A 24,891-nucleotide genomic window follows, 5' to 3' on the forward strand; every position below is an offset into this window, starting at 1 on the left:
ATGCAGCTCGATCTCAACCCGCCCGTCGGTGTCGGCCCGCTGCGCTTCGGCATGCCGATCACCGAGGCCACGGAGGCGGCCTCGGCGTGGGGCGACGTCAAGGTGGGTGACCCCGCCCCGGGGCGTACGGCATTCAAGGTGCTGATCGTCCACCCCGAGTTCGAGGTCGTCCTGATGGCGGACGACGGGAAGTCCCTCACCGCGATCGAAGCGTGGCGCTTCGAGCACGACGAAGCCGATGTGCGCGTGGAATTCAATGGGCTGGACGTCTTCCGCACCCCCGCACGCGAACTCGTTCAGCGCATCAGCGATGCCGGGCACGAGGGAGACACCAGCGACGAAGAGGTGGCCGTTTTCCCGGATCTCGCACTGCTGCTCTCCCGCGAAACCAGCCGCGAGGTCCCGCTGGACCCGTACGACGATCTGCCCCTCTACGTTCACTACGCGCTCGCGGCGCCCGGCGGCTATTTCGACTGACCGGCAGATGGCGGGGGCCAGCGGACCATTCCGCAGTTGCGGCCGGTTGCCGAGGGAGATGTAGGCCCGGGGATTGCGAGGGTTGGGGCTGTCGCTGCATTCGATCGCGTAGCCCTGTTCGCGGAGGTCGTAGGACGTGGGGACGCCGGGGCCGCCGCTGCCGCCCCGGTCGAGCGTCTGCAGGAAATCGGCCAGGAAGCTCCAGCCGGGGAAGCCGGTGGCCGGCAGCGCGGGCATGACGTCGAGCAGGCCGTCGACGGCGCTGACCGCGACGCCGTAGCTGACAGGGGTGCCCTGATAGGGGATCGGGGCCTTCTTCAGGCGGGCCAGCAGCGAGGTGAACTTCTTTTCGGTCGCCTCCGGGCTTCCGGCCGAGAAGGAGCATCGGGCCGGTCCTGCCGTCCCGCACCGGTTCAGGAACGCCCTCAGCGTCGCCCGGGCGCCATCGGCCCCGATCCGCGGGCCCGTGGTGGTGTTGCGGGCCCGGCCGTCGCCGTTGTTCGTCCATGCCGTGGGTGACACGTTGGCGTCCAGGATCATGCGCCCGGCCCGGCCCGGGAACATGTTGCGGTACGTGGCCCCCAACAAGGTCCCGTACGACACACCCAGGTAGTCCGTCCTGGCCCGGCCCAGGGCGGCCCGCAGCCGGTCCAGGTCACGGGCGCTGTCCGCGGTCGAGACGTGCTCCAGCAGCGCGCCGTTGCGCTGCAGGCACAGCCTGCCGAACTTCTGGTACGTGTCGATCCACCGGTTCTGCTCACGGCCGCCCACCGGGACGCGCACCGGTGTGCCGGCGAAGAACGCCACCCCCTGTGCGTCCTCGTCGAAGCATCGCACCGGCGCGCTCCTGCCCACCCCCTGGGGGCCCAGCTGACCAGGTCGAACGCTCCCGCACCGCGGCCGGGAACAGCGAGTACCACGCCGGCAGAGCCTTCGTCCCCGGCCCGCCCGGCCCCCCGGGGTTGAAGAACACCGTGCCCAGCGCGCGCCCCGGCCCCTGCGTGCGATGCCGGATCACCGCCAGGTCGATGTCCCCGGCCCTGGGGCGGGCGTAGTCCAACGGCACCGGCACCGACGCGCATTCGGACCCCGCCTGCCCCGCTCCCGTACACGGCGTCCTCCGTGCGCGGAACGACCCGGCCGGTCCCACGTCCCCACCCGACGGCGCGGCCGCCGCAGGTCCTCCCCCCCCCCCACAGCGGTGAGGACCACACCCAGCGCGACAACACCCGCAGTCCAGCCGCGGAAAGATAATCGAGAACGCATACGACCAATGAACAGCTCGCCCGCCCATGGCGCTACGCGAAAGCCACTCTGCCCGAAATGGCACGAAAGGCCAGGTCAGCGGTGGGCGTACGGGGGCGTTGTCCGCAGCATCGCCAGATCGTGGCCCTTCGCGCCCGCGGCGGACGTCACGTGCCGAGCGGCGGAAGAAATGCGGTTCAGTGCATACCGGACATCGAACAGGCGGCCGGGTCCGACGAGTGTTCGGCGCCGGCGGGCGCCTCGACCGAGTTTTCTCAGGTCACATCGATTCTGCTGTGGTGGGGCGGGTGGGACTCGAACCCACGGCCGACGGATTATGAGTCCGCTGCTCTAACCGGCTGAGCTACCGCCCCCGTCACGGCGCGCCGCGCACATTTGTGCGCGCCGTCTGCCGCAGCATAGCCGCTCATACGATCTGCTGCCCGTGCGGGTGGGTGCTGAGCGTGGAGCGGATCGCTGCGTGCGGTCGTGAAGACTACGATCACCCACCGTTCGGTTCCACCCAGAGCATCACTCTTTGGAGTGGTCCGGGTGTTCGATTCCGGGAGCGGCCCGCGACGGCCGCGCCGGACACGGAACCGGACGCGGACCGGAGCGGAACCGGACACGAAAAAGGACCCCTCGCGGGGTCCTCTTCCACCTGCTCCCCCGACTGGACTCGAACCAGTAACCCTCCGGTTAACAGCCGAATGCTCTGCCAATTGAGCTACAGGGGACTGCGCTCCCGCGACTGGACTCGAACCAGTAACCTGCCGGTTAACAGCCGGCTGCTCTGCCAATTGAGCTACGCGGGATTGCTCTGGGTGCCTCGAATGCACTCCGGTCCGGGCTTCCGGACGGCGTGCGCTCGCTGCGACACATACATTAGCGCAAGCAGGGGGGTGCTTCGCCAATCGGTATGGCCACGGGTGATCAGCGGGCCCGCGGGTAGACGGAGCACAGCCCGGCGACTCACCGCTTCGACGGCGGGTACCGGAGAGCGGGAACGACCAGACAGAAGGGTGGAGCGATGCGCTACCGGCTCACGTTCATCGCGGGACTGGCCATCGGATACGTGCTCGGCACGCGGGCCGGGCGGGAGCGGTACGAACAGCTGCGCAAGAGCGCCCAGCGGGTCGCGCAGAACCCCGCCGTCCGCAACACCGCCGAGTCCGCCGCGCAGACCGGCCGCGAGGCCGCGACCAAGGCGTACGACGCGGTGTCTGCCAAGGTCGGCGACAAGATGCCGAACTCCGTGACGGACCGCGTACGTTCGCTGCGTGAGCAGCGTCCGGGCGCGGAGGACGACTAGGGTACCAGCAACACCTGACCCGCCCCGCCGGAGGACACCCGGCCGGACCCGCCGGTCTCCCCGGGCCGCCGCCGCGCGGCCCGGGGAGACCGCTTTCCGTACCGGCCCCGCGATGCGGCATCATCAGGCCCCATGGGGATAGTCGCCGGGTTGGACAGCTCGTCCGAAAGCACACGCATCGTCGTCTGTGACACCGAGAGTGGTGCCGTCGTCAGGCAGGGGTACGCCCCGCATCCTGACGGGAAGGGACCCGATGTCGATCCGCAGACGTGGCTGATGTCACTCGGCGAGGCGGCCGCCGACGGGCTCCTGGAGGGAGTCCAGGCCATCGGCGTCTCGGCCCAGCAGCACGGCCTGCTGCCGCTGGACGGTGACGGCTCCCTCGTGCGCCCCGCCCTCATGGGCAACGACAAGCGGGCGCAGAGCGCGGCGGCCGACCTGATCGACGCGCTCGGCGGGCGCTCGGCATGGGCGCAGGGCGTGGGCTCGGTGCCGCACGCCGCGCAGCCGGTGGCGAAGCTGCGCTGGCTGGCGCGGAACGAGCCCGAGAACGCCGCCCGCGTCGCCGAGATCATGCAGCCGCACGACTGGCTGGTCTGGCAGCTGCTGGGGCGCCCGGCGCGGCGTACGACGGACCGCAGCGGCGCCTCGGGCACCGGCTTCTGGTCGGCGGCCGACGGCGCGTACCGCCCGGACCTGGTCGAGCTGGCGCTCGGGCACCAGGTGCGGCTCCCCGAGGTGCTCGGCCCGGCCGACGCGGCCGGGGTGACGCCCGAGGGCCTGCTGATCTCCGCCGGTACGGGCGAGACGATGTCGGCGGCCTTCGGGCTGGGCGTCGGCATCGGTGACGCGGTGGTGTCGCTGGGCGCCTCCGGCTCGGTCTTCGGCATCCACCACGAGGCGCTGGCGGACTCGACGGGCACGATCACGTCCTTCGCGGACGCGACGGGGATGCACCTGCCGGTCGTGCACATCACCAACGCCGTACGGGTGCTGCGCGGCATGGCGGACGCGCTCAACACGGACCTGGAGGGCCTGTCGGACCTGGCGCTGAAGTCGACGCCCGGCGCCTACGGGATGGTGCTGCTGCCGTACCTGGAGGGCGAGCGCACCCCGCACCTGCCGCACACCGCGGGCTCGCTGCACGGGCTGCGGCGGGAGAGCATGAAGCCCGAGCACATGGCGCGGGCCGCCGTCGAGGGCATGCTGTGCGGGCTCGCGGACGCGCTGGACGTGCTGCGCGGCAGAGGCGTGCAGGTGCGGCGGGTGTTCCTGCTGGGCGCCGCAGCCGAGCTGGGCGTCGTCCAGGCCGCGGCCCCCGCGCTGCTGGGAGCGCAGGTCGTGGTGCCGCAGCCGGCGGACTACGCGGCGCTGGGCGCGGCCCGGCAGGCGGCGTGGGCGCTGGGGCTCGCGCACGGGACGCACACGGCGCAGGAGCCGCCGGCCTGGCCGGCCGCCGCCTGCCAGGTGTTCGAGCCGGGCGAGGAGCTGGCCGTGGGCCAGGCGGTGCGGCAGCAGTACGCGACGGTGCGGGACGAGACGTACCCGGGCGCGTTCCAGGAGGCGACGGCGGACTGAGCCGCGGGCGGCGTCAGTCCAGGTAGCCGCGGAGCTGGTCGGCGAAAGCGTGGTCGCGGAGCCCCCACACGAGCAGGCCGCTCTCCAGCGGAAACCCGCACCGATGACGACGCGACCGCCGGGCGCCTTCACGGCGGCGCCCGCGGAATCAGCCGCCACGCGGCACGGCGTCAGTCCAGGTAGCCGCGGAGCTGGTCGGCGAAGGCGTGGTCGCGGAGCTTGTTGAGGGTCTTGGACTCGATCTGGCGGATGCGTTCGCGGGTGACACCGAAGATCCGGCCGATCTCCTCCAGGGTCCGCGGCCGGCCGTCGACCAGGCCGTAGCGGAGCTGGACGACCTTGCGTTCGCGTTCGCCGAGGGTCGAGAGCACCGCTTCCAGGTGCTCGCGCAGCAGCAGGAAGGCGGCGGACTCCACGGGGGACGCGGCGTCGCCGTCCTCGATGAGGTCGCCGAGCGCGACGTCGTCCTCCTCGCCGACCGGGGCGTGCAGCGAGACCGGCTCCTGAGCCAGCCGCAGTACCTCGCTGACGCGCTCCTCGGGCAGTTCCAGGTGGGCGGCGACCTCCTGGGGCGTGGGTTCGTACCCGCGCTCCTGGAGCATGCGGCGCTGGACCCGTACGACCCGGTTGATCAGTTCGACGACGTGGACCGGGACGCGGATGGTGCGGGCCTGGTCGGCGAGGGCGCGGGACATCGCCTGCCGGATCCACCACGTCGCGTACGTGGAGAATTTGTAGCCGCGCGCGTAGTCGAACTTCTCGACCGCGCGGATCAGGCCGAGGTTCCCCTCCTGTACGAGGTCCAGCATGGTCAGGCCGCGGCCGACGTAGCGCTTGGCGACCGAGACGACCAGGCGGAGGTTGGCCTCTATCAGGCGGCGCTTGGCCATCCGGCCCAGCACCACCAGCTTGTCGAGGTCCACGGCGAGCTGGGAGTCGAGGTCGGGGGTGTTGCCGAGCTTCGCCTCGGCGAACAGGCCGGCCTCGACCCGGCGGGCCAGCTCGACCTCCTCGGCGGCCGTGAGCAGCGGGATCCGGCCGATCTCCCGGAGGTACTGGCGGAAGAGGTCGGAGGAGGGGCCGGCCGCGTCGGGCCTGGAAGGCGGCTCCGACGGCGTCTCGGGTGCCGGGTCCGGCTCGTCGGCCAGCATCTCGGGGGCGGGCGGCTCGGCCTGCTGGGGCACGGTGGCGGCCGCTGCGGCCGGCGCGTCGGCGAGGCTCGGGGTCTGCACGGGGGCGACCTCCAGGGTGATCGCTGCTGAGGCGGCACAAAGGTCGGGTACGGCTGCGGCCGAGCCGCCGTCCGTCCCGTACATCAAGAGCGGGTTGGCGTCGGACTCCGGGTCGTTGCGTCCGGATCCGCCGCGCTCCGAGGACTCAGGCACCGTTTCTCAGTGTGGAGTACGACACACTCCCGCCACGAGGGGCGTGCGACGACTTTTTGCATTCAGTGGGTGACCGGGCGGTTACTCGGACGATCCGGGCCCGCCGCAGGGGCGCGCGGGACGCCGGAGGGCGTCGGAGGCGGCGGTACGGGCCGTCAGAGCGCCGCGGCGCCGCGCTCCCGGAGGGACTGGGCGTACTGCTCCAGGACCCACAGCTCGTGCTGGAGGGCGGTGTAGGCGTCGTCGCCGGACCGGGGGTCGTGGCGCTGGAGCGCGCCGTGGATCTCGGCGCAGCGCTGCCGTACGGCGGCGAGCCGTACGGCGACGAGCTGCACGCCCGCGTACAGCTCGTCGGGGTCCCGGCGGGTGTGCAGGGGCTCGACGGCCAGCTCCGTGACCATCGAGCGGACCGTGTCGTCGGGCGCGGCCTCGCGGACGCGGGTGAGGAAGCCGGCATCCGCCGCTGCCGTGCCGCCGGCGTCCTCGATGCAGCGGCGCACGACGGCGTACGGCGGGGCGGTGAACTCGTCGACGCCGTACGCGTCGAAGGTCGGCGCGACCAGGTCGGGGCGCTGCAGGGCGAGCTTGAGCAGCTCCCGTTCGACGCGGTGCGCGGGGCTGCGGAGGTTCAGCGCGGGGCCGCGAGGGGCCGCGGGCGCTGCGGGCTGCGCCTGCTCGGCGCCGCGCCGCTGCGGCCTGCCCTGGTCGCGCGCCTCCCGCGGGTCCCGGCCGCGCTCGCGGGCCCAGCGGGCCAGCTGGGAGACGCGGCGGACCACGAACTGGGTGTCCAGGATGCCGAGCAGCCCGGCCAGCTGGACGGCGGTCTCGTGCTGGATCGAGCTGTTCTTGATGTTGGCGACGATGGGCGCGGCCTCGTCCAGCGCCGCGGCCCGGCCGACCGGGGTGGCGAGGTTGTGCCGGGCGACGAGCTGGCGCAGGGCGAACTCGAAGAGCGGGGTACGGGACTCGACCAGGTCGGCGACGGCCTCGTCGCCCTTGGCGAGCCGCAGGTCGCAGGGGTCCATGCCGCCGGGCGTGATCGCGATGGAGGTCTCGGCGGCGAACTTCTGGTCGTCCTCGAACGCCCGCAGCGCCGCCTTCTGGCCCGCCGCGTCGCCGTCGAAGGTGAAGACCACCTCGGAGCCGCTGTTGTCCATCAGAAGCCGGCGGAGGATCTTGATGTGGCCCTCGCCGAAGGACGTGCCGCAGGTGGCGATGGCGCTGCGGACGCCCGCGAGGTGGCAGGCCATGACGTCGGTGTAGCCCTCGACGACGACCGCGCGGTTCCCCTTGGCGATCTCCTTCTTGGCCAGGTCGATGCCGTACAGCACATGGGACTTGCGGTAGATCGGCGTCTCGGGGGTGTTGAGGTACTTCGGGCCGTTGTCGTCGTCCCGGAGCTTGCGCGCGCCGAAGCCGACGACCTCGCCGGCGATGTCGCGGATGGGCCACATCAGGCGGCCGCGGAAGCGGTCGATGGGGCCGCGGCGGCCGTCCTGGGAGAGGCCGGAGAGGATCAGTTCCTTGTCTGTGAAGCCGCGGCCGCGCAGGAAGCGGGTGAGGTGGTCCCAGCCGGCCGGGCTGTAGCCGACGCCGAAATGCTGGGCCGCCGCCTGGTCGAAACCGCGCTCGGCGAGGAACTTCCGGCCGATCTCGGCCTCGGGGCCGTCCAGCTGGTCGACGTAGAACTGCGCGGCGATCTTGTGGGCCTCGACCAGCCGGGTCCGCTCGCCCTGCTGCCGTCCGGGGGCGTACCCGCCCTCTTCGTACCGCAGGGTGATGCCCGCCTGGGAGGCCAGGCGCTCGATGGTCTCGGCGAAGGAGAGGTGGTCGACCTTCATGACGAAGTCGACGGTGTCGCCGCCCTCCTGGCAGCCGAAGCAGTGGTACAGCCCCTTGGCCGGGCTGACGTGGAACGAGGGGGACTTCTCGTCGTGGAAGGGGCAGAGCCCCTTCAGATTGCCGCCGCCGGCATTGCGGAGCTGGAGGTACTCGGACACGACGGCGTCGATCGGGACCGCGTCCCGCACCGCCCGCACGTCGTCATCGTTGATCCTGCCTGCCACGCGAGAATTCTACGGGGGACCACCGACAACTCCCGGGTCCGCTCCCCCGCCGGTCCCGTCCTGCCCCTCTGCTCCTCAGCCGGCGGCGGTGATCTTCAGGACGAAGCGGTGATGCGCGCCACTCGGCACGATCTCGAACGTCTCGCCGTCCGTGGTGAAGCCCATCCGCTCGTAGAAGCCGCGCGCGACGACGCGCCCGTTGCACCACACGTACGCGGCACCCCGGCGCGCCGCCTCCTCGATGCCGGCGCGCAGCACGGCGGCCCCGAAGCCCCGCCCGCGGACCTCGGGCGCGCTGGCCATGCCGCGGAAGCGGTACGCGGGGACGTCCTCCTCGCCCGGCACGGGGTCGGGGAAGAAGGTCGCGCAGGCCGCCACGGTGTCCCCGTCGTACGCGGCCATGTGGAAGACGCCGGGGTCGGAGTCCTCCGGGTACACGGCGGCGTCGGCGGGCAGCCCGGGGCGGAGGACCGACCGGCGGAGGTCGAAGATCTCCGCCACCGGGGCGGGCGCGGTGCGGATCTGCATGCCCGCACGCTACGACAGGAACGTCTCCAGCGGCACGGTCGGATCGGCCAGCGCCTCCGCGTCCAGGGCGCGCCCGGAGCGGATCATGGCCTGGAGCGGCTCGGTGACGTCCCACACGTTGACGTTCATCGCGGCGAGCAGCCGGCCGCCGCCGTCCAGCCAGCAGGCGATGAACTCGCGCTTGCCGACGTCGCCGCGGAGGACGACCTGCTCGTAGGAGCCGGGCGGCGCGTATCCGGAGTACTCCAGGCCGACGTCGTACTGGTCGGAGAAGAAGTACGGGATGCGGTCGTAGGAGACCTCCTGGCCGAGCATGGCGCGGGCCGCCGCGGGGCCGCCGTTGAGCGCGTTGGCCCAGTGCTCCACGCGCAGCCGGGTGTCCAGGACCGGGTGGGCGGCCGCCGCCACGTCGCCGGCCGCGAAGATGTGCGGGTCGGAGGTGCGCAGCGAGGCGTCCACGACGATGCCGCCGCCCTCGGCGCGGTCCACGAGGGCCAGCCCGGCCTGCTCGGCGAGGGCGGTGCGGGGCGCGGCGCCGATGGCGGCGAGCACGTCGTGCGCCGGGTGCTCCTCGCCGTCGTCGGTCTGCGCGGCCAGTACGACGCCGCCCTGGCCGGTGATCTCGGTGAGCGTGGCGCCGAAGTGGAAGCGGACGCCGTGCTCGCGGTGCAGCTCGGTGAAGAGCCCGCCGATCTCGGGGCCGAGCACGCCGTGCAGCGGGGTCGGCGAGGGCTCGACGATGGTGACCTCGGCGCCGTAGGAGCGGGCGGCCGCGGCGACCTCCAGGCCGATCCAGCCGGCGCCCGCGATCACGAGGTGGCCGTTGTCGCGGCCGAGGGAGGCCAGCACGCCGCGCAGCCGTTCGGCGTGCGCGAGGCGGCGCAGGTGGTGGACGCCGGCCAGGTCGGTGCCGGGGATGTCCAGGCGGCGCGGCTCGGCGCCGGTGGCCAGGAGCAGCTTGTCGTACGCGATGAGGGTGCCGTCACCGAGCCGTACCGTGCGGGCGACCGGGTCCAGGGCCACCGCGGGCTGGCCCAGGTGCAGCTCGATGTCGCTCTGCGCGTACCAGGCCGGCTCGTGCACGAAGACGCTGTCCCGCTCGGCCTTGCCGATCAGGAAGTCCTTGGAGAGCGGCGGCCGTTCGTACGGGTGGTCGCGCTCGTCACAGATGAGGATCACCCGGCCGCTGAACCCCTCCGACCGGAGGGTCTCGGCCGCCTTTGCCCCGGCCAGGCCACCGCCGACGATGACGAACGTCTGGTGTGCGTCGACCACTTGCTTCCTCCTCGCTGCGGCGCAGTGCGTCTGCGCCTTGAACGCCCCCCGATCAACCCCCGTTGGCGCCCCCGTTCGAAAAAGTCTTACCCCCGTTCGAGCCCGTCAGTACGCCGGGCTTCGAGCGTCCCGCACAGAGCGTGATGGGGGAAGAGGGTAGGCCCTTGATGCGTCACCCTTAGTTGTCACGCGCGGGCGGACGATCCGCCGGTGCGTGACCCATGGGGCGGGTGAGGCGGGCGTGCAGGGTGCGTGCCGAAGCGTCCGTGAGGGCCGCGATCTGGTCGATCACGGCCCGCATCCGGGCGGTGTCGTCCCCTGCCGCGTCGAACAGCGACCGGAACTGCGGGTCGAGGCCGTCCGGCGCCCGTGTGAGCAACGCCTCGGCCAGCTCGGCGATGATCACCCGCTGTTCGGCGCGCAGCGCCTCCTGGTCGGGGCGCTGCATCACATAGCGGTCGGCGACCGCCTTCAGCACGGCGCACTCCAGGCGGGCCTCTTCGGGGACGACGAGCTGCGCCCGGTAGCGCGTGAGCCGCCCGTCGCCGTACTCGTCACGGGTGGCGGTCTCGGCGGCCAGGCAGAACCGGCCGATCAGCTGGCTGGTGGCGTCCTTCAGGCGGGCCTGGGCGACCGCGGAGCCGTCGTAGCCGTGCGGCCACCACTCCTGGTCCAGCAGGCGGTCCAGGGCGGCGCCCAGCTCCGCGTCGCCGGCGCCGGGCGCGTACCGGTCGGCGGCCACCGCGAAGATCTCGGCGCGCTCGGGGTCCGCGTACAGGACGGCAGGATCCAGGTGCCCGGCGTGCAGCCCGTCCTCCACGTCGTGCACCGAATAGGCCACGTCGTCCGACCAGTCCATGACCTGCGCCTCGAAGCTGCGCGCACCTTCGGGGGCGCCCTGCCGCAGCCACCGGAAGACGGGCAGGTCGTCGGCGTACACCCCGAACTTGGTCGAACGCGGGTCCTCGGGGTGGCCGCCGCGCCGCCAGGGGTACTTGGTCGCCGCGTCCAGGGCGGCGCGGGTGAGGTTGAGCCCGACGCTGACGACGCGGCCGTCGTCGGCGGTGACGAACCGTTTCGGTTCGAGCCGGGCGAGGAGCCTGAGGGACTGCGCGTTGCCCTCGAAGCCCCCGCAGGCCTCGGCCACTTCGTTCAGGGCCTGCTCGCCGTTGTGCCCGAAGGGCGGGTGGCCCAGGTCGTGCGCCAGGCACGCGGTCTCCACCAGGTCCGGGTCACAGCCGAGCGCGGCCCCCAGCTCCCGCCCGACCTGCGCGCACTCCAGGGAGTGCGTGAGCCGGGTCCGTGGCGTGGCGTCCCAGGCGTGCGGCCGGCCCGCACCCGACGTGGCGTCCCCCGGGGTGACGACCTGGGTCTTGCCGGCCAGCCGGCGCAGCGCGGCGGAGTGCAGCACGCGTGCGCGGTCCCGCTGGAAGGCCGTACGGCCCGGCCGTTTGTCCGGCTCGGGCACCCAGCGCTCGGCGTCGGCGGGCGTGTAGCCGGTGTACGCGGGCAGCACCGGCGCCGCCGGATCCGTGGGATTCGGCGGCGCGTCGGGGTGCGCGTCGTACGGGGGACGCGGCGCACCGGGGCGCGCGTCGGGGTGCGGCGCCCGGTCGGGGCGCGCTGCGGCGTGCGGCACCGGAGCGGCGCCGTCCTCGTGCGGCGGACGGCCGGTGGGCTGAAAGGGCGTACCCGTCATACCGCGACGGTAGCCGCACCGGCCCCCTCTCGGTCGGAACCGGTACGCGAGCGGAGCGCCTGGTCGTAACGGTGCAGGACGAGACGGGCGAGGGCCGGGTGGTCGCCGAGGGGCGCCGCGGCGGCCTCCAGCACGGCGGCGGAGGCGGCGGCGAAGCGGCCGGGCGCGGTGAAGTACGAGGCGAGGACGGGCCGCAGTCCACGGGCGCGCAGGCCGGCGGCGGCCTCCTCGACGGTGGCCCCGGCGCCCGCCGCGTAACCGGGTACGACGGGTGCGCCGCCCAGCCGGGCGGACAGCAGGCGGGCGGTGCGGGCGGTGTCGGCGGCGGAGTCGGGGTCGCGGGAGCCGGCCGCCGCCAGGACTATCCCCGTGCCCGGCGCCCCGGGCCGGGTCCCGGCCTCCGTGAGCCGCGCGTGCAGCGCCTCGGCGAGCAGCGAGTGCGGGCCGAGCGCCCCGGCGACGCGGGTCCGCAGGTGGGGCGCCGCGGCGGCCGTCGCGGGGATGTCGTGCTTGAGGTGGTAGCCGCGACCCAGCAGGAGCGGGACGAGGACGGCGTCGCCGTCCAGGCCGGCCAGCACGTCGGGCAGCAACGGCGTGTTCAGTTCGATGTGGCCGAGACGTACCGGCAGTCCGGGGCGGTGCTCCCGTATCCGGTCCAGCAGGGCGGTGACGGTCTCCAGGGCGCGGGGGTCACGGCTGCCGTGTGCGACCGCGACGAGTGTCGGCGTCCCGGCGGTGCCGCTGCCGCCGGTCAGGGTGCGGCGGCTGTGGAGTCTGACCCGGCTGAGCTGCGTGCTGAGCTGTTCGGTGATCTCTGTCATGAGCTGCGCCGTACTGTCGAAGGGAACCGAAGCGGGAAGGTGCGCTTGCGACGCCGTCATGGAGGAACCCTGGCAGCGGAGAGTTGCCGGAGCGTTGCGCAGGGGTGACGAGTCGTTTCTCCGCCCTCACGCTGCCGGGCGCTCACCGGGGAGGGCACCGTGCCGGGCGCGTAACACCGCGGCGCGGCTCCGGAAACGCGCGCGGTGCACGGTGACCGCATGAAAGCCGACGTCACGACCGGCACGGTCGACACGCACTGCCCGTACTGCTCCCTGCAGTGCGGGATGTCGCTGCGTCCCGGGGAGGGCGGGGTCCGGGTGGTCGAGCGCCCGGCGTTCCCCGTGAACCGCGGCGCGCTGTGCGGCAAGGGCCGTACCGCGGCGGAGGTGCTGGACCGCCGGGTGCGGCTGACCGAGCCGCTGGTCAGGGACGGCGCGGAGCTGCGCCCCGCCACCTGGGACGAGGCGCTGGACCGGGTGGCGGCCGGGCTGGGCCGGGCCCGCGAGTCCTACGGGAACGACGCGGTCGGCGTCTTCGGGGGCGGCGGGCTGACCAACGAGAAGGCGTACGCGCTGGGCAAGTTCGCGCGGGTGGCGCTCGGCACCTCGCAGATCGACTACAACGGCCGGTTCTGCATGTCCTCGGCCGCCGCCGCGCACGGGCGGGCGTTCGGGCTGGACCGCGGCATGCCGTTCCCGCTGGCGGACGTGGCGCGCACCGGGTGCGTGATCCTGGTGGGCTCCAACCTCGCCGAGACCATGCCGCCCGCGCTGCGCTACCTCACCGAACTCCGGGAGAACGGCGGGAAGCTGATCGTCGTCGACCCGCGCCGCACGAAGACCGCCGAGGCCGCCGACCTGCACCTCGCGCCGCGCCCCGGCACGGACCTCGCGCTGGCCCTGGGGCTGCTCCACCTCGTCGTCGCGCAGGGCCGTACGGACGAGGAATTCATCGCGGCGCGCACCACCGGCTGGCCCGAGGCGCGGGCCGCCGCGATGGCGCACTGGCCGGAGCTGGTGGAGCGGATCACCGGGGTGCCGGTGCCGCAACTCCGCGCGGCCGTATCGATGTTCTGCGATGCCGCGTCCTCGATGGTGCTCACCGCGCGCGGCCCGGAGCAGCAGGCGAAGGGCACCGACACGGTGGGCGCGTGGATCAACCTGTGCCTGGCCACGGGGCGGGCCGGCCGGGAGCTGTCCGGGTACGGCTGCCTGACCGGCCAGGGGAACGGCCAGGGCGGCCGCGAGCACGGCCAGAAGGCCGACCAGCTGCCCGGCTACCGCAAGCTCGACGACCCGGCGGCCAGGGAGCACGTCGCGGCCGTCTGGGGCGTCCCTGCGGACAGCCTGCCGGGCCCGGGGCGCAGCGCGTACGAGCTGCTGGACGCGCTCGGCACGGACGTCCGCGCGCTGCTCCTCATGGGCTCCAACCCGGTCGTCTCCGCGCCGCGTGCCGCGCACGTCGAGGAGCGCATCCGGTCGCTGGACTTCCTGGCCGTCGCGGACGTCGTCCTCTCCGAGACGGCCGCGCTCGCCGACGTCGTCCTGCCGGTGACGCAGTGGGCCGAGGAGACCGGGACCACGACGAACCTGGAGGGCCGTGTGCTGCTGCGCCGCCGGGCCGTGGGCCCGCCGCCCGGCGTCCGTACGGACCTGGCGGTGCTGGGCGGGCTGGCGGCGCGCCTGGGCCACGAGAAGGGCTTCCCCGCCGACCCCGAGGAGGTCTTCGCGGAGCTCCGCCGGGCCTCGGCGGGCGGCCCGGCGGACTACTCCGGGATCAGCTACCGGCGCATCGCGGCCGAGGACGGCGTCTTCTGGCCGTGCCCCGACGAGGAGCACCCCGGGACGCCGCGCCTCTTCCTCGACCGGTTCGCCACCCCGGACGGCCGGGCGCGCTTCGTGCCGGTCTCGCACCGCGCCGCCGCGGAGGAGGCCGACGCGGAGTACCCGGTGCTGCTGACGACCGGCCGGGTGCTGGCGCAGTACCAGTCGGGCGCGCAGACCCGGCGGGTCGCCGAGCTGAACGCGGCGGCCCCCGGCCCCTTCGTGCAGCTCCACCCGCGCCTGGCGGAGCGGTACGGGATCGCCGAGGGCGACCGGGTCGCGGTGGAGTCGCGGCGCGGGCGGGCCGTGGCACCGGCCCGTCTCAGCACCGGCATCCGTACCGACACGGTCTTCATGCCGTTCCACTGGCCGGGCGAGGGCCGCGCCAACACCCTCACCAACCCCGCCCTCGACCCCACCTCCCGCATGCCGGAGTTCAAGGTCTGCGCGGTCCGGCTGACCCCACTGGGCCCGTAGGGCGGCGCACCGCGCCCCTCAGTGGTGCCAGGCCCGCCCTCCGGTGTTGTGGATGAACCGCTGCAGCACCTTGATGGTGGTCAGGTACTCCTCGTCGGTGATGCCCTCGTGCCGCTCCGCCGCCAGCTCTTCCTGGAGGGCGGCGGCCTCGGCATGGAAGGCCGAGCCTTCCGGGGTGATCCGCAGGGTGGCGCGCGCGTCCTGCGTGACCCAGCCGCGGGCGATCACCGTGTCGGTCTCCTCCGCCAGTACGTCAGCGTTGTCGAGGTAGTTCTTGAGCAGCTCGGTCACCTCCGCCCTGGACCGTCCGTCCGCGGCGGAGGCGACCTGGTGCAGCACCCACCACTGCGGCTGGGTGGTGCCCAGCTCCGCGAGAGCGCCGCGGATGCGGGTGACGACCGCCCTGCTCGCAGCCCCGCTCCAGTAGCCGATGGGCTGCCGGATCAGTTCGGTGTCGCTGTGGGAGTACTCCATGGCTCCGCCCTCTTTCCGGTTCGGTTGAGGACGAAGCTAGGAACTCAAGCGCACTTGAGGTCAAGCGGCTCCGGACGGGGCCGCCTTGAGGTCAGGCGCTCCGGTGGGCGTCGACTTCCTTCAGGTACGCCGTGCGTGTCTCCTCGTCCAGGAAGGAGGCCTGGAAGGAGTTCCGGGCCAGCAGGTGCAGCGTGTCCTCGTCGAGGTCCAGCGCGTCCCGTACGGCGGTGAAGTTGTCGTGCGCGTAGCCGCCGAAGTAGGCCGGGTCGTCGGAGTTGACGGTCACCAGCAGGCCGGCGTCCAGCATGGCGGGCAGCGGGTGGTCGGCCAGGTCGTCGATGACCCGCAGCCGGACGTTGGACAGCGGGCAGACCGTCAGCGGCACCTGCTCGGCGGCCAGCCGCGCGACCAGCTCCGGGTCCTCCAGGGACCGCACGCCGTGGTCGACCCGGTCCACGCCGAGGATGTCCAGCGCCTCCCACACGTACGCGGGCGGGCCCTCCTCACCGGCGTGCGCCACGCACTTGAGCCCGGCCCCCCGCGCGAGCGCGTACACCTCGCGGAACTTCGACGGCGGGTTGCCGACCTCGGCGGAGTCCAGGCCGACGGCGGTGATCCGGTCCAGGTACGGGCGGGCCGCCTCGAACGTCTCCAGGGCCGACTCCGCGCTCTCGTCCCGCAGGAAGCACATGATGAGGCGGGTGGTGATGCCGTAGGTCTCCCCAGCGGCGTCCAGGGCCCGGCCCAGGCCCTCGATGACGGTGCCGATCGGCACGCCGCGCGCGGTGTGGGCCTGCGGGTCGAAGAAGATCTCCGCGTGCCGCACGCCCTGCTCCTTCGCCCGCGCGAGGTAGGCGTGCGCCAGGTCGGCGAAGTCCTCCTCGGTGCGCAGCACGGCCATCAGCGCGTAGTACAGGTTCAGGAAGGACTGCAGGTCGCTGAAGGAGTAGGCGCGGCGCAGCTCCTCCTGGGAGGCGTACGGCAGCTCGATGCCGTTGCGCGCGGCGAGCGCGAACGCCAGCTCGGGCTCCAGCGTGCCCTCGATGTGCAGGTGCAGCTCGGCCTTGGGGACCGGGGGGTGGGGGGTGTTCATGGTCGGCTCAGGCACCTTCCTGTGCGGCGGCGAAGGCGCGGCCTTCGTTGGCGGCGACGCCGGGGCCCACGGGGCCGGCGGCACGTCGGCCGGTGGCGAGCCAGTCGCCACCGGGGATCGGGGTGCCGGCGGCGCGGAGGCGGCCGGCCAGGGGTTCGGCGGCGAGGTAGACCCAGGCGCCGACCGTGGTGCCGTCCGGCAGGACGGCGTCGCAGGCGACCCGGTCGTAGTCGTTGTCCGGCGCGCCGGGCGTGTAGCCCTCCAGCCGGTCCAGGACCGTCAGGACCTCTTCGTACGCCGCTTCGTGGGGCGTGACGACATGGCCGTGCACCGCTGCGTCGGCGGGCCCCTGGACGGCGTACGGGTAGCCGGGCCCGTCGTACAGCAGCGCCCCGTGGATCACCGCCGGCTGCTCGGCGGCGGTACGGCCGCGCAGGGCCCAGGCGTGGTTGGCCTCCCCCGGTCGCAGCGTCCCGTAGACGAAGAAGGGCAGCCGCTCGTGCTCGGCGGGCCGGTCGTTCATGGGTCGGTTCTCCTCTTTGTGCGTTCTTCCCGCTTGCAACCATGCCAGGCCACGGCGCGTCGCTGTCCGGTAGGTCGGACAACTGTCCGAAGAGCGACGGAACGGGGGCGTCATGGGAGTGCGGGCGAACGGCCTGGTGCGACGGGTGGCGGGGTGGCTGCGCCCGCCGCGTACGACCCGTGGACGGCGGCGGGCGGTGCAAGCCGCCATGGCCCTCTGCGTGCTCGCGCTGCTGCCCGCGACATGGCTGCGGCTGACGACCGGTGACCGGGTGCGGACCGTGGCTGACGTGCCGGCGGCGCCGGTGGCGGTGGTCTTCGGCGCGGGCCTGTGGGACGGCGAGCCGTCCCCGTACCTCGCGCACCGGCTGGACACGGCGGCCACGCTGTACGACGCGGGCCGGGTCCGGGCGATCCTGGTGACCGGCGACAACAGCACCCACGACTACGACGAGCCGGACGCCATGCGCCGGTACCTGACCGCGCGCGGGGTGCCGGCACGCAGGATCGTCGGCGACTACGCGGGCTTCGACACCTGGGACTCCTGCAGCCGCGCCCGCCGCGTCTTCGGGGTCGACCGGGCGGTCCTGGTCAGCCAGGGGTTCCACGTCCGGCGGGCGCTGGCGCTGTGCGCGGCGGCGGGGATCGACGCGTACGGCGTCGGCGCCACCGACCCGCACGACGTGACCTGGTACTACGGCGCCGGCCGGGAGATCCTCGCGGCCGGCAAGGCGGCGGCCGACGCGGCCCTGCGCCCCGATCCGCACTTCCTCGGCCCGCGGGAGGACGGGGTGGCGCAGGCCCTGCGCTGAGACTCCGCAGGCCCTGCGCCGGGACCGGTGCCCCTAGCGGGTCTCCTCCTGGATCCAGGCCAGGTAGTCGGCGCCGCCGTGGACGACCGGCGTCGCGATGATCTCCGGGGTGTCGTAGTCGTGCGCCCCGCGGAGGTACTCCTCCAGCTCCTGGTACCGGTGGCCGGTCGTCTTCAGGAGCACCTGCCACTCCTGGCTGGTCTCGATGGCGTTCTGCCAGCGGTACACCGAGGTGACCGGCGCGCTGACCTGGGCGCATGCCGCGAGGCGCGCCTCGATCGCGCCACGGGCCAGCGCCTCGGCCTTCTCCGCGGCGTCGGTCGTCGTCATCACGGTCAGGAACGCGGGCGGTGCGGTCTCGACGGGCTGATCGGTCACGGGTCGGGTCCTTTTGAGTCGGGGACGGGCGGGTACCTGATCCTTCCCCGCCACGGGTACCACGGCGCGCCGATGACTTGCGGCGCCCCGGGCACCCGCGAGGATGGGGGCAGGACCATGCCACCGGAACGCCGGCACTCCGCGACCGAAGGGCCCCTCATGGACGACCTCACCGCCCTCGCCCGCCAGCAGCTCGACGACGCCAAGGCCGACCCGCACGGCCGCAGCGCCCGGCTCTTCCTGCACGACGGGCCGCTGCGCCAGACCGTGATCGCGCTGATCGGCGGCGCCTCACTGGACGAGCACGTCTCGCCGCCCGCGGGCAGCATGCAGATCCTGCACGGACATGTGCAGATCACGACGGGCAACGGCAAGCAGGACATGATCGCGGGGCAGGTCGCGCAGATCCCCCGCGAGAAGCACGGGGTGACGGCCGTCGAGAACTCCGCCCTGCTGCTGACCTCGGTGACCCGCGTCGACGGCATGTGAGCACCGCGGGCGGCACAACCTTTGCCCCGTTCCGGCGGTCTGACAGGCGAGAGTTCCGATACGTACCGCAGATCCGTTACGTACCGCAGTTCTGTTGAGTGCTGCTCTTTCTGTTACGCACCGCCACGGGGGAAAGGTCTCGTCCATGCAGGTTCGTTCCGCACGCCGCCGTTCCGTACGCCGCCGCACCGCGCTCACCGCCACCGCCGCCGTCCTGGCCGCCACCGCCGTGGGGACGACCGCGGCGGTCGCGGCCCCGGCCGCGAGCACGCCGCCGCGCTTCCTCGCGCCCGGCGAGCTCCCGCCGCACGCCTCCTCGCCCTGGTACGCCTCGAAGGTCACGCCGGGGCTGCCGGACCCGGAGCCCTTCTGCCTCGACGGCGGCGTGGTGCCGGGCGGCGACGGCACGTACCACCGCAGCTACTGGACCGAGTACGACACCGGCGCCGGGCAGGTCGGCGTGGTGACCTCCAGCGACGGGAGCGCGCGCCGGCTGGCCGCGCAGCTGCGCGAGAAGGTCGCCCGCTGCGCCGGTGACTGGCTGCACGACAAGCCCGGCGGCACCGCGTCCTGGAAGGACTACGGCACGGTCGACGCGGCGAACGGCGGCCGGGTGTACGGCATCCACACCTCGATGCCCGAGTCCGAGCCGGGCATCCACCTCTTCGGCGTGGGCCGCTCGGGCCGCACGGTCACGGTCGTGCAGTGGGGCGAGATGGGCACCTTCGAACACGCGCCGGTACCGGCGTTCAAGGCCACCGTCCGCCAGGCGCTCAACAAGCTCTGAGCCGCGCCGCCGGGGCCGCGTCCGGGCCCGTGCGGTCAGGCCCCGGCGCTCAGGACAGCCACTGGTCGTACGCCATCGAGCACAGCAGCGCCACGACGACCACGACCAGCACGCCGCGCACGAAGCCGGCGCCCTTCTTCAGCGCCATCCGGGCGCCGGCCGTGCTGCCCGCGAGGTTGAACGCCGCGAGCAGCGCGCCCAGTCCCCACAGCACGGTGCCCTGGTAGGCGAACATCGCCAGGGCACCGAGGTTGGTGCAGACGTTGACGACCTTGGCGGTCGCCGACGCGGTCACCAGGTCCATGTGCAGGATCGCGGCCAGCGCGATGACCAGGAACGCGCCGGTGCCGGGGCCGACCAGCCCGTCGTAGAAGCCGATGCCGAGCCCGGCGATCAGCACGGCGGCGAGCACCCGCTGCCGGGTGACCGGGCCGGAGGGCGCGGGCGCGGTCCCGAAGGACGGCCGCAGCAGCACGAAGACGAGCACCCCGGCCAGCACGATCATGATCAGCGGGCGCAGCACCGCGCTGTCCAGCCCGGCCGCGAGGAACGCGCCGCCCAGCGAACCGCCCGCCGCCGCCAGCCCGATGCGGACCGCCGCCGGGACGTCCAGCGGCGTCCTGCGGACGTAGGTGATCGCCGCGCCCGTCGTGCCGACCACCGCCGCCGACTTGTTGGTGCCGAGCACGAACGCGGCCGGCACGTGCGGGAGGCCGACGAGCAGCGCGGGCAGCAGGATCAGCCCGCCACCGCCCACGACGGCGTCGATCCAGCCGGCCGCCAGCGCGGCCAGGCAGAGCAGGAGCAGAGTCGTCAGGGATATGTCAGGCACCAGGTGATCTTAAGGACCACCGGCCGCTCTAGGGTGGGCAGTTATGGACTCCGAGATCTTCACCCTGGGCGGCGGGCTGCCGGTACGGCGGCTCGGGTACGGCACGGCACAGCTGGCGGGACCGGGCTACTGGGGTCCACGGCACGCCGACCCGCGGGAGGCGGTCGCCGTGCTGCGGCGTGCGGTGGAGCGCGGGGTGAACCTGATCGACACCGCCGACAACTACGGCCCCGCCGTGGCCGAGGAGCTGATCGCCGAGGCGCTGCACCCGTATCCCGAGGGCCTGGTGATCGCGACCAAGGGCGGCGTGGTGCGGACGAGCGCGGACGCCTGGCACATCGACGGGCGCCCCGAGTCGCTGCGCGCGATGTGCGACGCGAGCCTGCGGCGGCTGCGCCGGGAGACGATCGACCTGTACCAGCTGCACCGGCTGGACCCGAAGGTGCCGCTCGCCGACCAGTTGGGCACGCTGCTGGAGCTGCGGGACGCGGGCAAGATCCGGTACCTCGGGCTGGACTCGGTCGGGCCGGCCGAACTCACCGCCGCGCTGGCGCTGGCCCCGGTCGCCTCCGTGCAGAACCGCTACAACCTGCTGGACCGGGGCTCGGAGGAGCTGCTGACGCTGTGCGAGCGGCAGGGGCTCGCGTTCCTGCCGTGGTTCCCGCTCGGCAACGGCGGGCTGACCGGCGGCGCGGCGCGTGCCCTGGACATCACCGCCGAGCGGCACGGCGCGAGCCACGGGCAGATCGCGCTGGCCTGGCTGCTGCACCGCTCCCCCGTCCTGCTGCCCACGCCCGGTACCGGCTCGCTCGCGCACCTGGAGGAGAACCTCGCCGCCGCGGACCTCGCCCTCGGCCCGGCGGACATGAAGCTGCTGGAGGAGGCGGCGGACCGGTAGCCGCTGGCCGGTAGCCACCGGTGACCGGGGCTCGGGGCGGCCGGCCGTCGTCGGGCCGGTGTCCGCGGGCCCGGGCGGCCGGTCTCGTCGGACAGGCCCCTCAGCCCGCCCACGGATCGACCGGTACGACATCCAGGGCCCGCCCCCGGTCGTCCAGCGCGCGCCCCATCAGCTTGTACTGCTTGAGCACGATCGCCCGGTCGTGCAGCTGGAGGTGCGGCAGCCGCTCGCCGAGCTGGATCTCCAGCCGCTGCACGTCCTGGACCGACTGGAGCCAGAGCGTGAAGAGCAGGTTCTGCCGCCCGGTGACGGCGGCGCACAGCCGCACCTCGGGCAGGCCCAGCAGGACCCGCGCGGTCTCGGCGAGGTGGGTGGCGGGCACGCTCGCCCACAGGGTCGCCGAGATCGGCCACTCGGTCAGTTCACGGGCCACCTCGCAGCGGAGCGCGATGTCCCGGTCGGCGAGCAGCCGCCCGAGGCGGCGCCGCACCGTGGGCGCGCTCAGCCCGACCGCCCGCCCGAGGTCCACGGCGCTGCCCCGCCCGTCCCGGGACATCTCGGTGATCAGCGCCCGGTCCTGCGCGTCCAGCGGCCCGGCCGCGCTTCCCGGCGCCTCCGTGGTACGCAGCGCCTCCCGCTGGCGGGCGTCCAGGGCACGCAGCCGCCAGCGGCTGCCCTCGCCGTAGACCCGGGTGCCGATGGAGGCGCGGGTGGCGGTGACGCCCGGCAGCTCGGCGATGCGCCGCAGGAGCAGCTCGGAGAGGGCCGCGAGGCCCGGTACGAACACGGTGATGACCAGGTCCCGGCCGCCGGCCATCTGCTCGACGGTCGCCACCTGCGGCAGCCCTACGAGCGTTCGGGTGACCGTCTCGACGCTGCCCGCCACGCAGTCGATCTCGACGAACGCGACGCACATCCGGTCCAGCCGCCGGGCGCCGGGATAGGCGGTGACCCAGGCGAGCCCGGCCCGCTCCAGGCGGCTCCAGCGGCGGGCCGCGGTGACCGGGTCTATCCCCAGCACCGGCGCGATGGTCTGCCACGAGGCGCGTGGCGCGATCTGCAGGGCGTGGATCAGCTGGGCGTCGAGCCCTTGCAGACTCGTGGGCACGTTTTCCTGCATGATCAACGCCTCTCCGACAGCTTTCCTGCGTACTGAGGGTAATTCGTTTCCCTCGGTTCGACTGCTGGCCAGCATGGCGATCCATTCGAGCCATTCCGGCACCGCCCCAGACCGGACGTTCGGTCGTCCGGGCCCACGAGACGAGGTTGGCGATGACATCAGCGGTCACGGCGAGAACCGCGGACATCCCCCGCACGGCGCACGGCAACGGGCGCAAGGCACTGCTCGCCGCCACCGTGGGCGGCGTCGTGGAGTCCTTCGACTGGGCCATCTACGCCGTACTGGCCCCGTATTTCGCGGCGTCGATGTTCCCCGGCGACGACCCGGTGACCAAGCTGCTCGCCGCCTACCTGGGCTTCGCCGTCGGCTTCGTCGTCCGGCCCTTCGGCAGTTACGTGGTCGGCCGGTTCGCCGACTCGCGCGGCCGGCGGTTCGCGCTCACCCTCAGCATGACGATCATCTCCGGCGCCAGCGTGCTGATCGCGGTACTGCCGACCGCCGCGCTGATCGGTACAGCGGCGCCCGTCCTGCTGATCGTCCTGCGGCTGGTGCAGGGCCTCTCGATGGGCGGCGAGAACCCCAGTGCCGCCGCGTACGTCACCGAGACCGCCCCGCGCCACCTGCGCTTCCTCTACAGCTCGATCTCGTACTCGGGCGTGGTGATCGGCAACATCCTCTCGTTCGGCGTGCTGACGCTGCTGCTCGTCACGCTCGGCGAGGACGGCGTGCGCGGCGGCGGCTGGCGGATCGGCTTCCTGGTCGCGGCGGCACTCGGCCTGGTGGCGCTGTGGATCCGGCGGGGCGTGCAGGAGAGCGCGGAGTTCACCGAGGCCGGCGCGGACGGCCCGAAGGGCGCCGAGCGGCGCGCGCTGTACCGGTCGAACCTGCGCAACATGGCGGCCGTCTTCCTGATCTCGGTCGGCGCGACCGTCGGGTACTACTACGGCACCACCTACCTCCCCCAGTACGCGCAGCAGCTCGGCGTCGTCTCCGGCACCGAGTCGGCCGCCTCGATGCTGGGCCCGCTGGTCCTCCTGGTCGCGGCGATGGTCGTGGTCGGGCGGCTCGCCGACCGGCTGGGCGCGCTGCGCACCCTGCGCGCCGGCCTGTGCCTGCTGGCCGTCGCCACCGTGCCGCTGATGCTGGCGCTGGCGCACGGCGCCATCCCGATGTGGCTGGTCACGGTGGTGTACCTGGCACTGATCGCGGCGCCCATCGGGCTGACGAACGTGCTGTTCGCGCAGCTCTTCCCGGTCGCGGTGCGGGTGGTCGCGATGGGCGTGCCGTACACGATCGCGATCGGGCTGTTCGGCGGCACGTTCCCGCTGCTCGCCCAGGGCCTGGCCAAGGCCGGGCACCTGACGCTGGTGCCCTGGTGGGCCGCGGGCGCCGCCGCCGTCTCGCTCGCCGGCACCTTCCTGATCCGCCCGGCCCGGACCTCGGAGGGCTGAGCCCTCCCGCCGCGGAGGCCCTCTTGTGGAAGCCCCCGCGGTGCGGTCCTCTCGTTGCTGCCACCCCCACTCCGAAGGAGCACAAATGAATCTGCGGGACGACGCCCGCGCCCTCTCCGGCGACCTCGTTCAGCTGCGCCGCGCGCTGCACCGCATCCCCGAGGTCGGCCTGGACCTGCCGCGCACCCAGGAGACGGTGCTGGCGGCGCTCGACGGGCTGCCGCTGGAGGTCAGCACCGGCAGCGGCCTCAGCTCCGTGACGGCGGTGCTGCGCGGCGCGCAGGCCGGGCCGACGGTGCTGCTGCGCGGTGACATGGACGCGCTGCCGGTCGCGGAGAAGACCGGTCTGGACTTCGCCGCCGACAGCGGCCGGATGCACGCCTGCGGCCACGACCTGCACACCTCGATGCTGGCGGGCGCCGCGAAGCTGCTCTCCGCGCACCGCGACCGCCTCGCGGGCGACGTGGTCTTCATGTTCCAGCCGGGCGAGGAGGGCTTCGACGGCGCCGGGCAGATGCTGGCCGAGGGCGTACTGGACGCCTCCGGCAGCCGCCCCGACGCCGCGTACGCCATCCACGTGATGTCGGCCGGTCTCCAGAGCGGCGTCTTCGGCACCCGCGGCGGCCCGGCGCTCGCCGCGTCCAACGTGCTGAAGGTGACGGTGCAGGGCGAGGGCGGGCACGGCTCGATGCCGCACCGCGCCAAGGACCCGGTGCAGGCGGCCTGCGCCATGGTCACCGCGCTGCAGGCGTGGATCACCCGTACCTTCGACGTCTTCGACCCGGTCGTACTGACGGTGGGCACCTTCCACGCGGGCACCCAGCAGAACGTCATCCCCGACACCGCCACCTTCCACGCGACCGTCCGCAGCTTCTCGCCCACCGCCCAGCGCAAGGTCAGGGAGGGCACGCCGGAGGTCTGCCGCGGCATCGCGCAGGCGTACGGGGTCGGGGTGGACGCGGAGTTCGTCGAGCAGTACCCGGTCACCGTCAACGACCACGCCGAGGCGGACTTCGTCGCGCACACCGTGCGGGAGGCGCTCGGCGAGGAGTTCTACGCGCCGCTGCCGCAGCCGCTGCACGGCTCGGAGGACTTCTCCCGGGTGATCGCCGAGGTGCCCGGCGCGATGCTGACGCTCGGCTCCCCGCCGCCCGGCGCCGACCCGGAGACCTCCCCCAACAACCACTCCCCGCTCGCGGTCTTCGACGACGCGGTCCTCGCGGACGGCGCCGCGGTCTACGCGGAGCTGGCGGCCCGGCGGCTGGTGAAGGCGGCGTAGGGCCGGATACTCCTCACACGGCACCCGGCCGTGTGAGGAGAGCAGCGTTCCTTTCAGGAAACGGGCGGG

The 24,891-nt window shown here is 73.4% G+C and carries 22 protein-coding genes and 3 tRNA genes; 10 read left to right on the forward strand and 15 right to left on the reverse strand.

What is annotated here, in order from left to right; genetic code table 11:
* Positions 1 to 477: a hypothetical protein gene (locus ABZ840_RS11590; RefSeq protein ID WP_361557080.1), complete on the forward strand. Its 477-nt coding sequence runs from the start codon at positions 1 to 3 to the stop codon at positions 475 to 477.
* A gap of 1,542 nt (positions 478 to 2,019) precedes the next feature.
* Here the strand turns inward: ABZ840_RS11590 and ABZ840_RS11595 are convergent.
* From ABZ840_RS11595 to ABZ840_RS11605, 3 genes are all read right to left on the reverse strand, one after another.
* Positions 2,020 to 2,096, reverse strand: a tRNA-Ile gene (locus ABZ840_RS11595).
* 290 nt (positions 2,097 to 2,386) lie between these two features.
* Positions 2,387 to 2,459: transfer RNA gene (locus ABZ840_RS11600), tRNA-Asn, on the reverse strand.
* Positions 2,460 to 2,464: 5 nt separating this feature from the next.
* Positions 2,465 to 2,537 (reverse strand) — tRNA-Asn (locus ABZ840_RS11605).
* A gap of 215 nt (positions 2,538 to 2,752) precedes the next feature.
* On the opposite strand from ABZ840_RS11605, the gene ABZ840_RS11610 reads away from it, so the two are divergent.
* Entirely contained in the window at positions 2,753 to 3,034 is a 282-nt protein-coding gene (locus ABZ840_RS11610; RefSeq protein WP_361557083.1) for a YtxH domain-containing protein, read from the forward strand.
* A 132-nt stretch (positions 3,035 to 3,166) separates the two neighbouring features.
* Positions 3,167 to 4,612, forward strand: coding sequence for an FGGY family carbohydrate kinase (locus tag ABZ840_RS11615; RefSeq protein WP_361557086.1), 1,446 nt, complete (start codon positions 3,167 to 3,169; stop codon positions 4,610 to 4,612).
* A gap of 170 nt (positions 4,613 to 4,782) precedes the next feature.
* On the opposite strand, the gene ABZ840_RS11620 is transcribed toward ABZ840_RS11615, so the two are convergent.
* From ABZ840_RS11620 to ABZ840_RS11645, 6 genes are all read right to left on the reverse strand, one after another.
* A complete protein-coding gene (locus ABZ840_RS11620; RefSeq protein WP_361557089.1) occupies positions 4,783 to 5,997 on the reverse strand; it encodes an RNA polymerase sigma factor in 1,215 nt (404 codons plus the stop codon).
* A 155-nt stretch (positions 5,998 to 6,152) separates the two neighbouring features.
* The gene (dnaG, locus tag ABZ840_RS11625) at positions 6,153 to 8,063 is read right to left on the reverse strand and encodes a DNA primase (RefSeq protein ID WP_361557092.1); all 1,911 of its coding nucleotides are present in this window, start codon (positions 8,061 to 8,063) and stop codon (positions 6,153 to 6,155) included.
* A gap of 75 nt (positions 8,064 to 8,138) precedes the next feature.
* Positions 8,139 to 8,591, reverse strand: a complete 453-nt coding sequence (locus ABZ840_RS11630) for a GNAT family N-acetyltransferase (RefSeq protein ID WP_361557095.1) — start codon at positions 8,589 to 8,591, stop codon at positions 8,139 to 8,141.
* Positions 8,592 to 8,600: 9 nt separating this feature from the next.
* Positions 8,601 to 9,866, reverse strand: coding sequence for an FAD-dependent oxidoreductase (locus tag ABZ840_RS11635; RefSeq protein ID WP_361557098.1), 1,266 nt, complete (start codon positions 9,864 to 9,866; stop codon positions 8,601 to 8,603).
* A 178-nt stretch (positions 9,867 to 10,044) separates the two neighbouring features.
* Complete coding sequence (locus tag ABZ840_RS11640; protein WP_361557101.1) at positions 10,045 to 11,565, reverse strand: deoxyguanosinetriphosphate triphosphohydrolase; 1,521 nt, start codon at positions 11,563 to 11,565, stop codon at positions 10,045 to 10,047.
* Complete coding sequence (locus tag ABZ840_RS11645) at positions 11,562 to 12,386, reverse strand: sirohydrochlorin chelatase (RefSeq protein WP_361557104.1); 825 nt, start codon at positions 12,384 to 12,386, stop codon at positions 11,562 to 11,564. Before ABZ840_RS11645 ends, ABZ840_RS11640 begins: the two co-directional genes overlap by 4 nt.
* Before the next feature lie 219 nt (positions 12,387 to 12,605).
* Here ABZ840_RS11645 and ABZ840_RS11650 point away from each other — a divergent pair, with 219 nt between their 5' ends.
* Positions 12,606 to 14,687 carry a molybdopterin oxidoreductase family protein gene (locus ABZ840_RS11650; protein ID WP_361557107.1) on the forward strand — a complete coding sequence of 694 codons (2,082 nt, stop codon included), beginning with the start codon at positions 12,606 to 12,608 and terminating at the stop codon, positions 14,685 to 14,687.
* Between the two features lie 18 nt (positions 14,688 to 14,705).
* Here ABZ840_RS11650 and ABZ840_RS11655 read toward each other — a convergent pair whose 3' ends face one another.
* The 3 genes from ABZ840_RS11655 to ABZ840_RS11665 all read right to left on the reverse strand — a co-directional run bounded on the left by ABZ840_RS11655 (position 14,706) and on the right by ABZ840_RS11665 (position 16,777).
* Positions 14,706 to 15,161, reverse strand: coding sequence for a MarR family transcriptional regulator (locus tag ABZ840_RS11655; protein WP_361557110.1), 456 nt, complete (start codon positions 15,159 to 15,161; stop codon positions 14,706 to 14,708).
* A gap of 91 nt (positions 15,162 to 15,252) precedes the next feature.
* Positions 15,253 to 16,254 carry an adenosine deaminase gene (locus ABZ840_RS11660; protein ID WP_361557113.1) on the reverse strand — a complete coding sequence of 334 codons (1,002 nt, stop codon included), beginning with the start codon at positions 16,252 to 16,254 and terminating at the stop codon, positions 15,253 to 15,255.
* A 7-nt stretch (positions 16,255 to 16,261) separates the two neighbouring features.
* The gene (locus ABZ840_RS11665) at positions 16,262 to 16,777 is read right to left on the reverse strand and encodes a gamma-glutamylcyclotransferase family protein (protein WP_361557116.1); all 516 of its coding nucleotides are present in this window, start codon (positions 16,775 to 16,777) and stop codon (positions 16,262 to 16,264) included.
* 112 nt (positions 16,778 to 16,889) lie between these two features.
* On the opposite strand from ABZ840_RS11665, the gene ABZ840_RS11670 reads away from it, so the two are divergent.
* The gene (locus ABZ840_RS11670; RefSeq protein ID WP_361557119.1) at positions 16,890 to 17,588 is read left to right on the forward strand and encodes an ElyC/SanA/YdcF family protein; all 699 of its coding nucleotides are present in this window, start codon (positions 16,890 to 16,892) and stop codon (positions 17,586 to 17,588) included.
* 33 nt (positions 17,589 to 17,621) lie between these two features.
* Here the strand turns inward: ABZ840_RS11670 and cutA are convergent, their stop codons facing one another.
* Positions 17,622 to 17,918: a divalent-cation tolerance protein CutA gene (cutA, locus tag ABZ840_RS11675; protein ID WP_361557746.1), complete on the reverse strand. Its 297-nt coding sequence runs from the start codon at positions 17,916 to 17,918 to the stop codon at positions 17,622 to 17,624.
* 207 nt (positions 17,919 to 18,125) lie between these two features.
* Between cutA and ABZ840_RS11680 the strand changes: the two genes are divergently transcribed.
* Positions 18,126 to 18,455 carry a cupin gene (locus ABZ840_RS11680; RefSeq protein WP_361557122.1) on the forward strand — a complete coding sequence of 110 codons (330 nt, stop codon included), beginning with the start codon at positions 18,126 to 18,128 and terminating at the stop codon, positions 18,453 to 18,455.
* Between the two features lie 145 nt (positions 18,456 to 18,600).
* On the forward strand, positions 18,601 to 19,242 hold the full coding sequence (locus tag ABZ840_RS11685) for a hypothetical protein (RefSeq protein ID WP_361557125.1): 642 nt from the start codon (positions 18,601 to 18,603) through the stop codon (positions 19,240 to 19,242).
* A 49-nt stretch (positions 19,243 to 19,291) separates the two neighbouring features.
* On the opposite strand, the gene ABZ840_RS11690 is transcribed toward ABZ840_RS11685, so the two are convergent.
* Positions 19,292 to 20,077 carry a TSUP family transporter gene (locus ABZ840_RS11690; RefSeq protein WP_361557748.1) on the reverse strand — a complete coding sequence of 262 codons (786 nt, stop codon included), beginning with the start codon at positions 20,075 to 20,077 and terminating at the stop codon, positions 19,292 to 19,294.
* A 40-nt stretch (positions 20,078 to 20,117) separates the two neighbouring features.
* On the opposite strand from ABZ840_RS11690, the gene ABZ840_RS11695 reads away from it, so the two are divergent.
* Positions 20,118 to 20,972: an aldo/keto reductase gene (locus tag ABZ840_RS11695; RefSeq protein ID WP_361557128.1), complete on the forward strand. Its 855-nt coding sequence runs from the start codon at positions 20,118 to 20,120 to the stop codon at positions 20,970 to 20,972.
* A gap of 100 nt (positions 20,973 to 21,072) precedes the next feature.
* Here ABZ840_RS11695 and ABZ840_RS11700 read toward each other — a convergent pair whose 3' ends face one another.
* Entirely contained in the window at positions 21,073 to 22,092 is a 1,020-nt protein-coding gene (locus ABZ840_RS11700; RefSeq protein WP_361557131.1) for an Lrp/AsnC family transcriptional regulator, read from the reverse strand.
* 152 nt (positions 22,093 to 22,244) lie between these two features.
* On the opposite strand from ABZ840_RS11700, the gene ABZ840_RS11705 reads away from it, so the two are divergent.
* Both ABZ840_RS11705 and ABZ840_RS11710 read left to right on the forward strand, forming a co-directional pair.
* Complete coding sequence (locus tag ABZ840_RS11705; RefSeq protein WP_361557134.1) at positions 22,245 to 23,543, forward strand: MFS transporter; 1,299 nt, start codon at positions 22,245 to 22,247, stop codon at positions 23,541 to 23,543.
* A gap of 85 nt (positions 23,544 to 23,628) precedes the next feature.
* Positions 23,629 to 24,822, forward strand: a complete 1,194-nt coding sequence (locus ABZ840_RS11710; protein ID WP_361557137.1) for a M20 family metallopeptidase — start codon at positions 23,629 to 23,631, stop codon at positions 24,820 to 24,822.
* The last annotated feature ends 69 nt before the right edge of the window (positions 24,823 to 24,891 follow it).

Origin of the sequence: Streptomyces sp. NPDC047117 (assembly GCF_040643545.1) — a bacterium.
Taxonomy (GTDB): Bacteria; Actinomycetota; Actinomycetes; order Streptomycetales; family Streptomycetaceae; genus Streptomyces.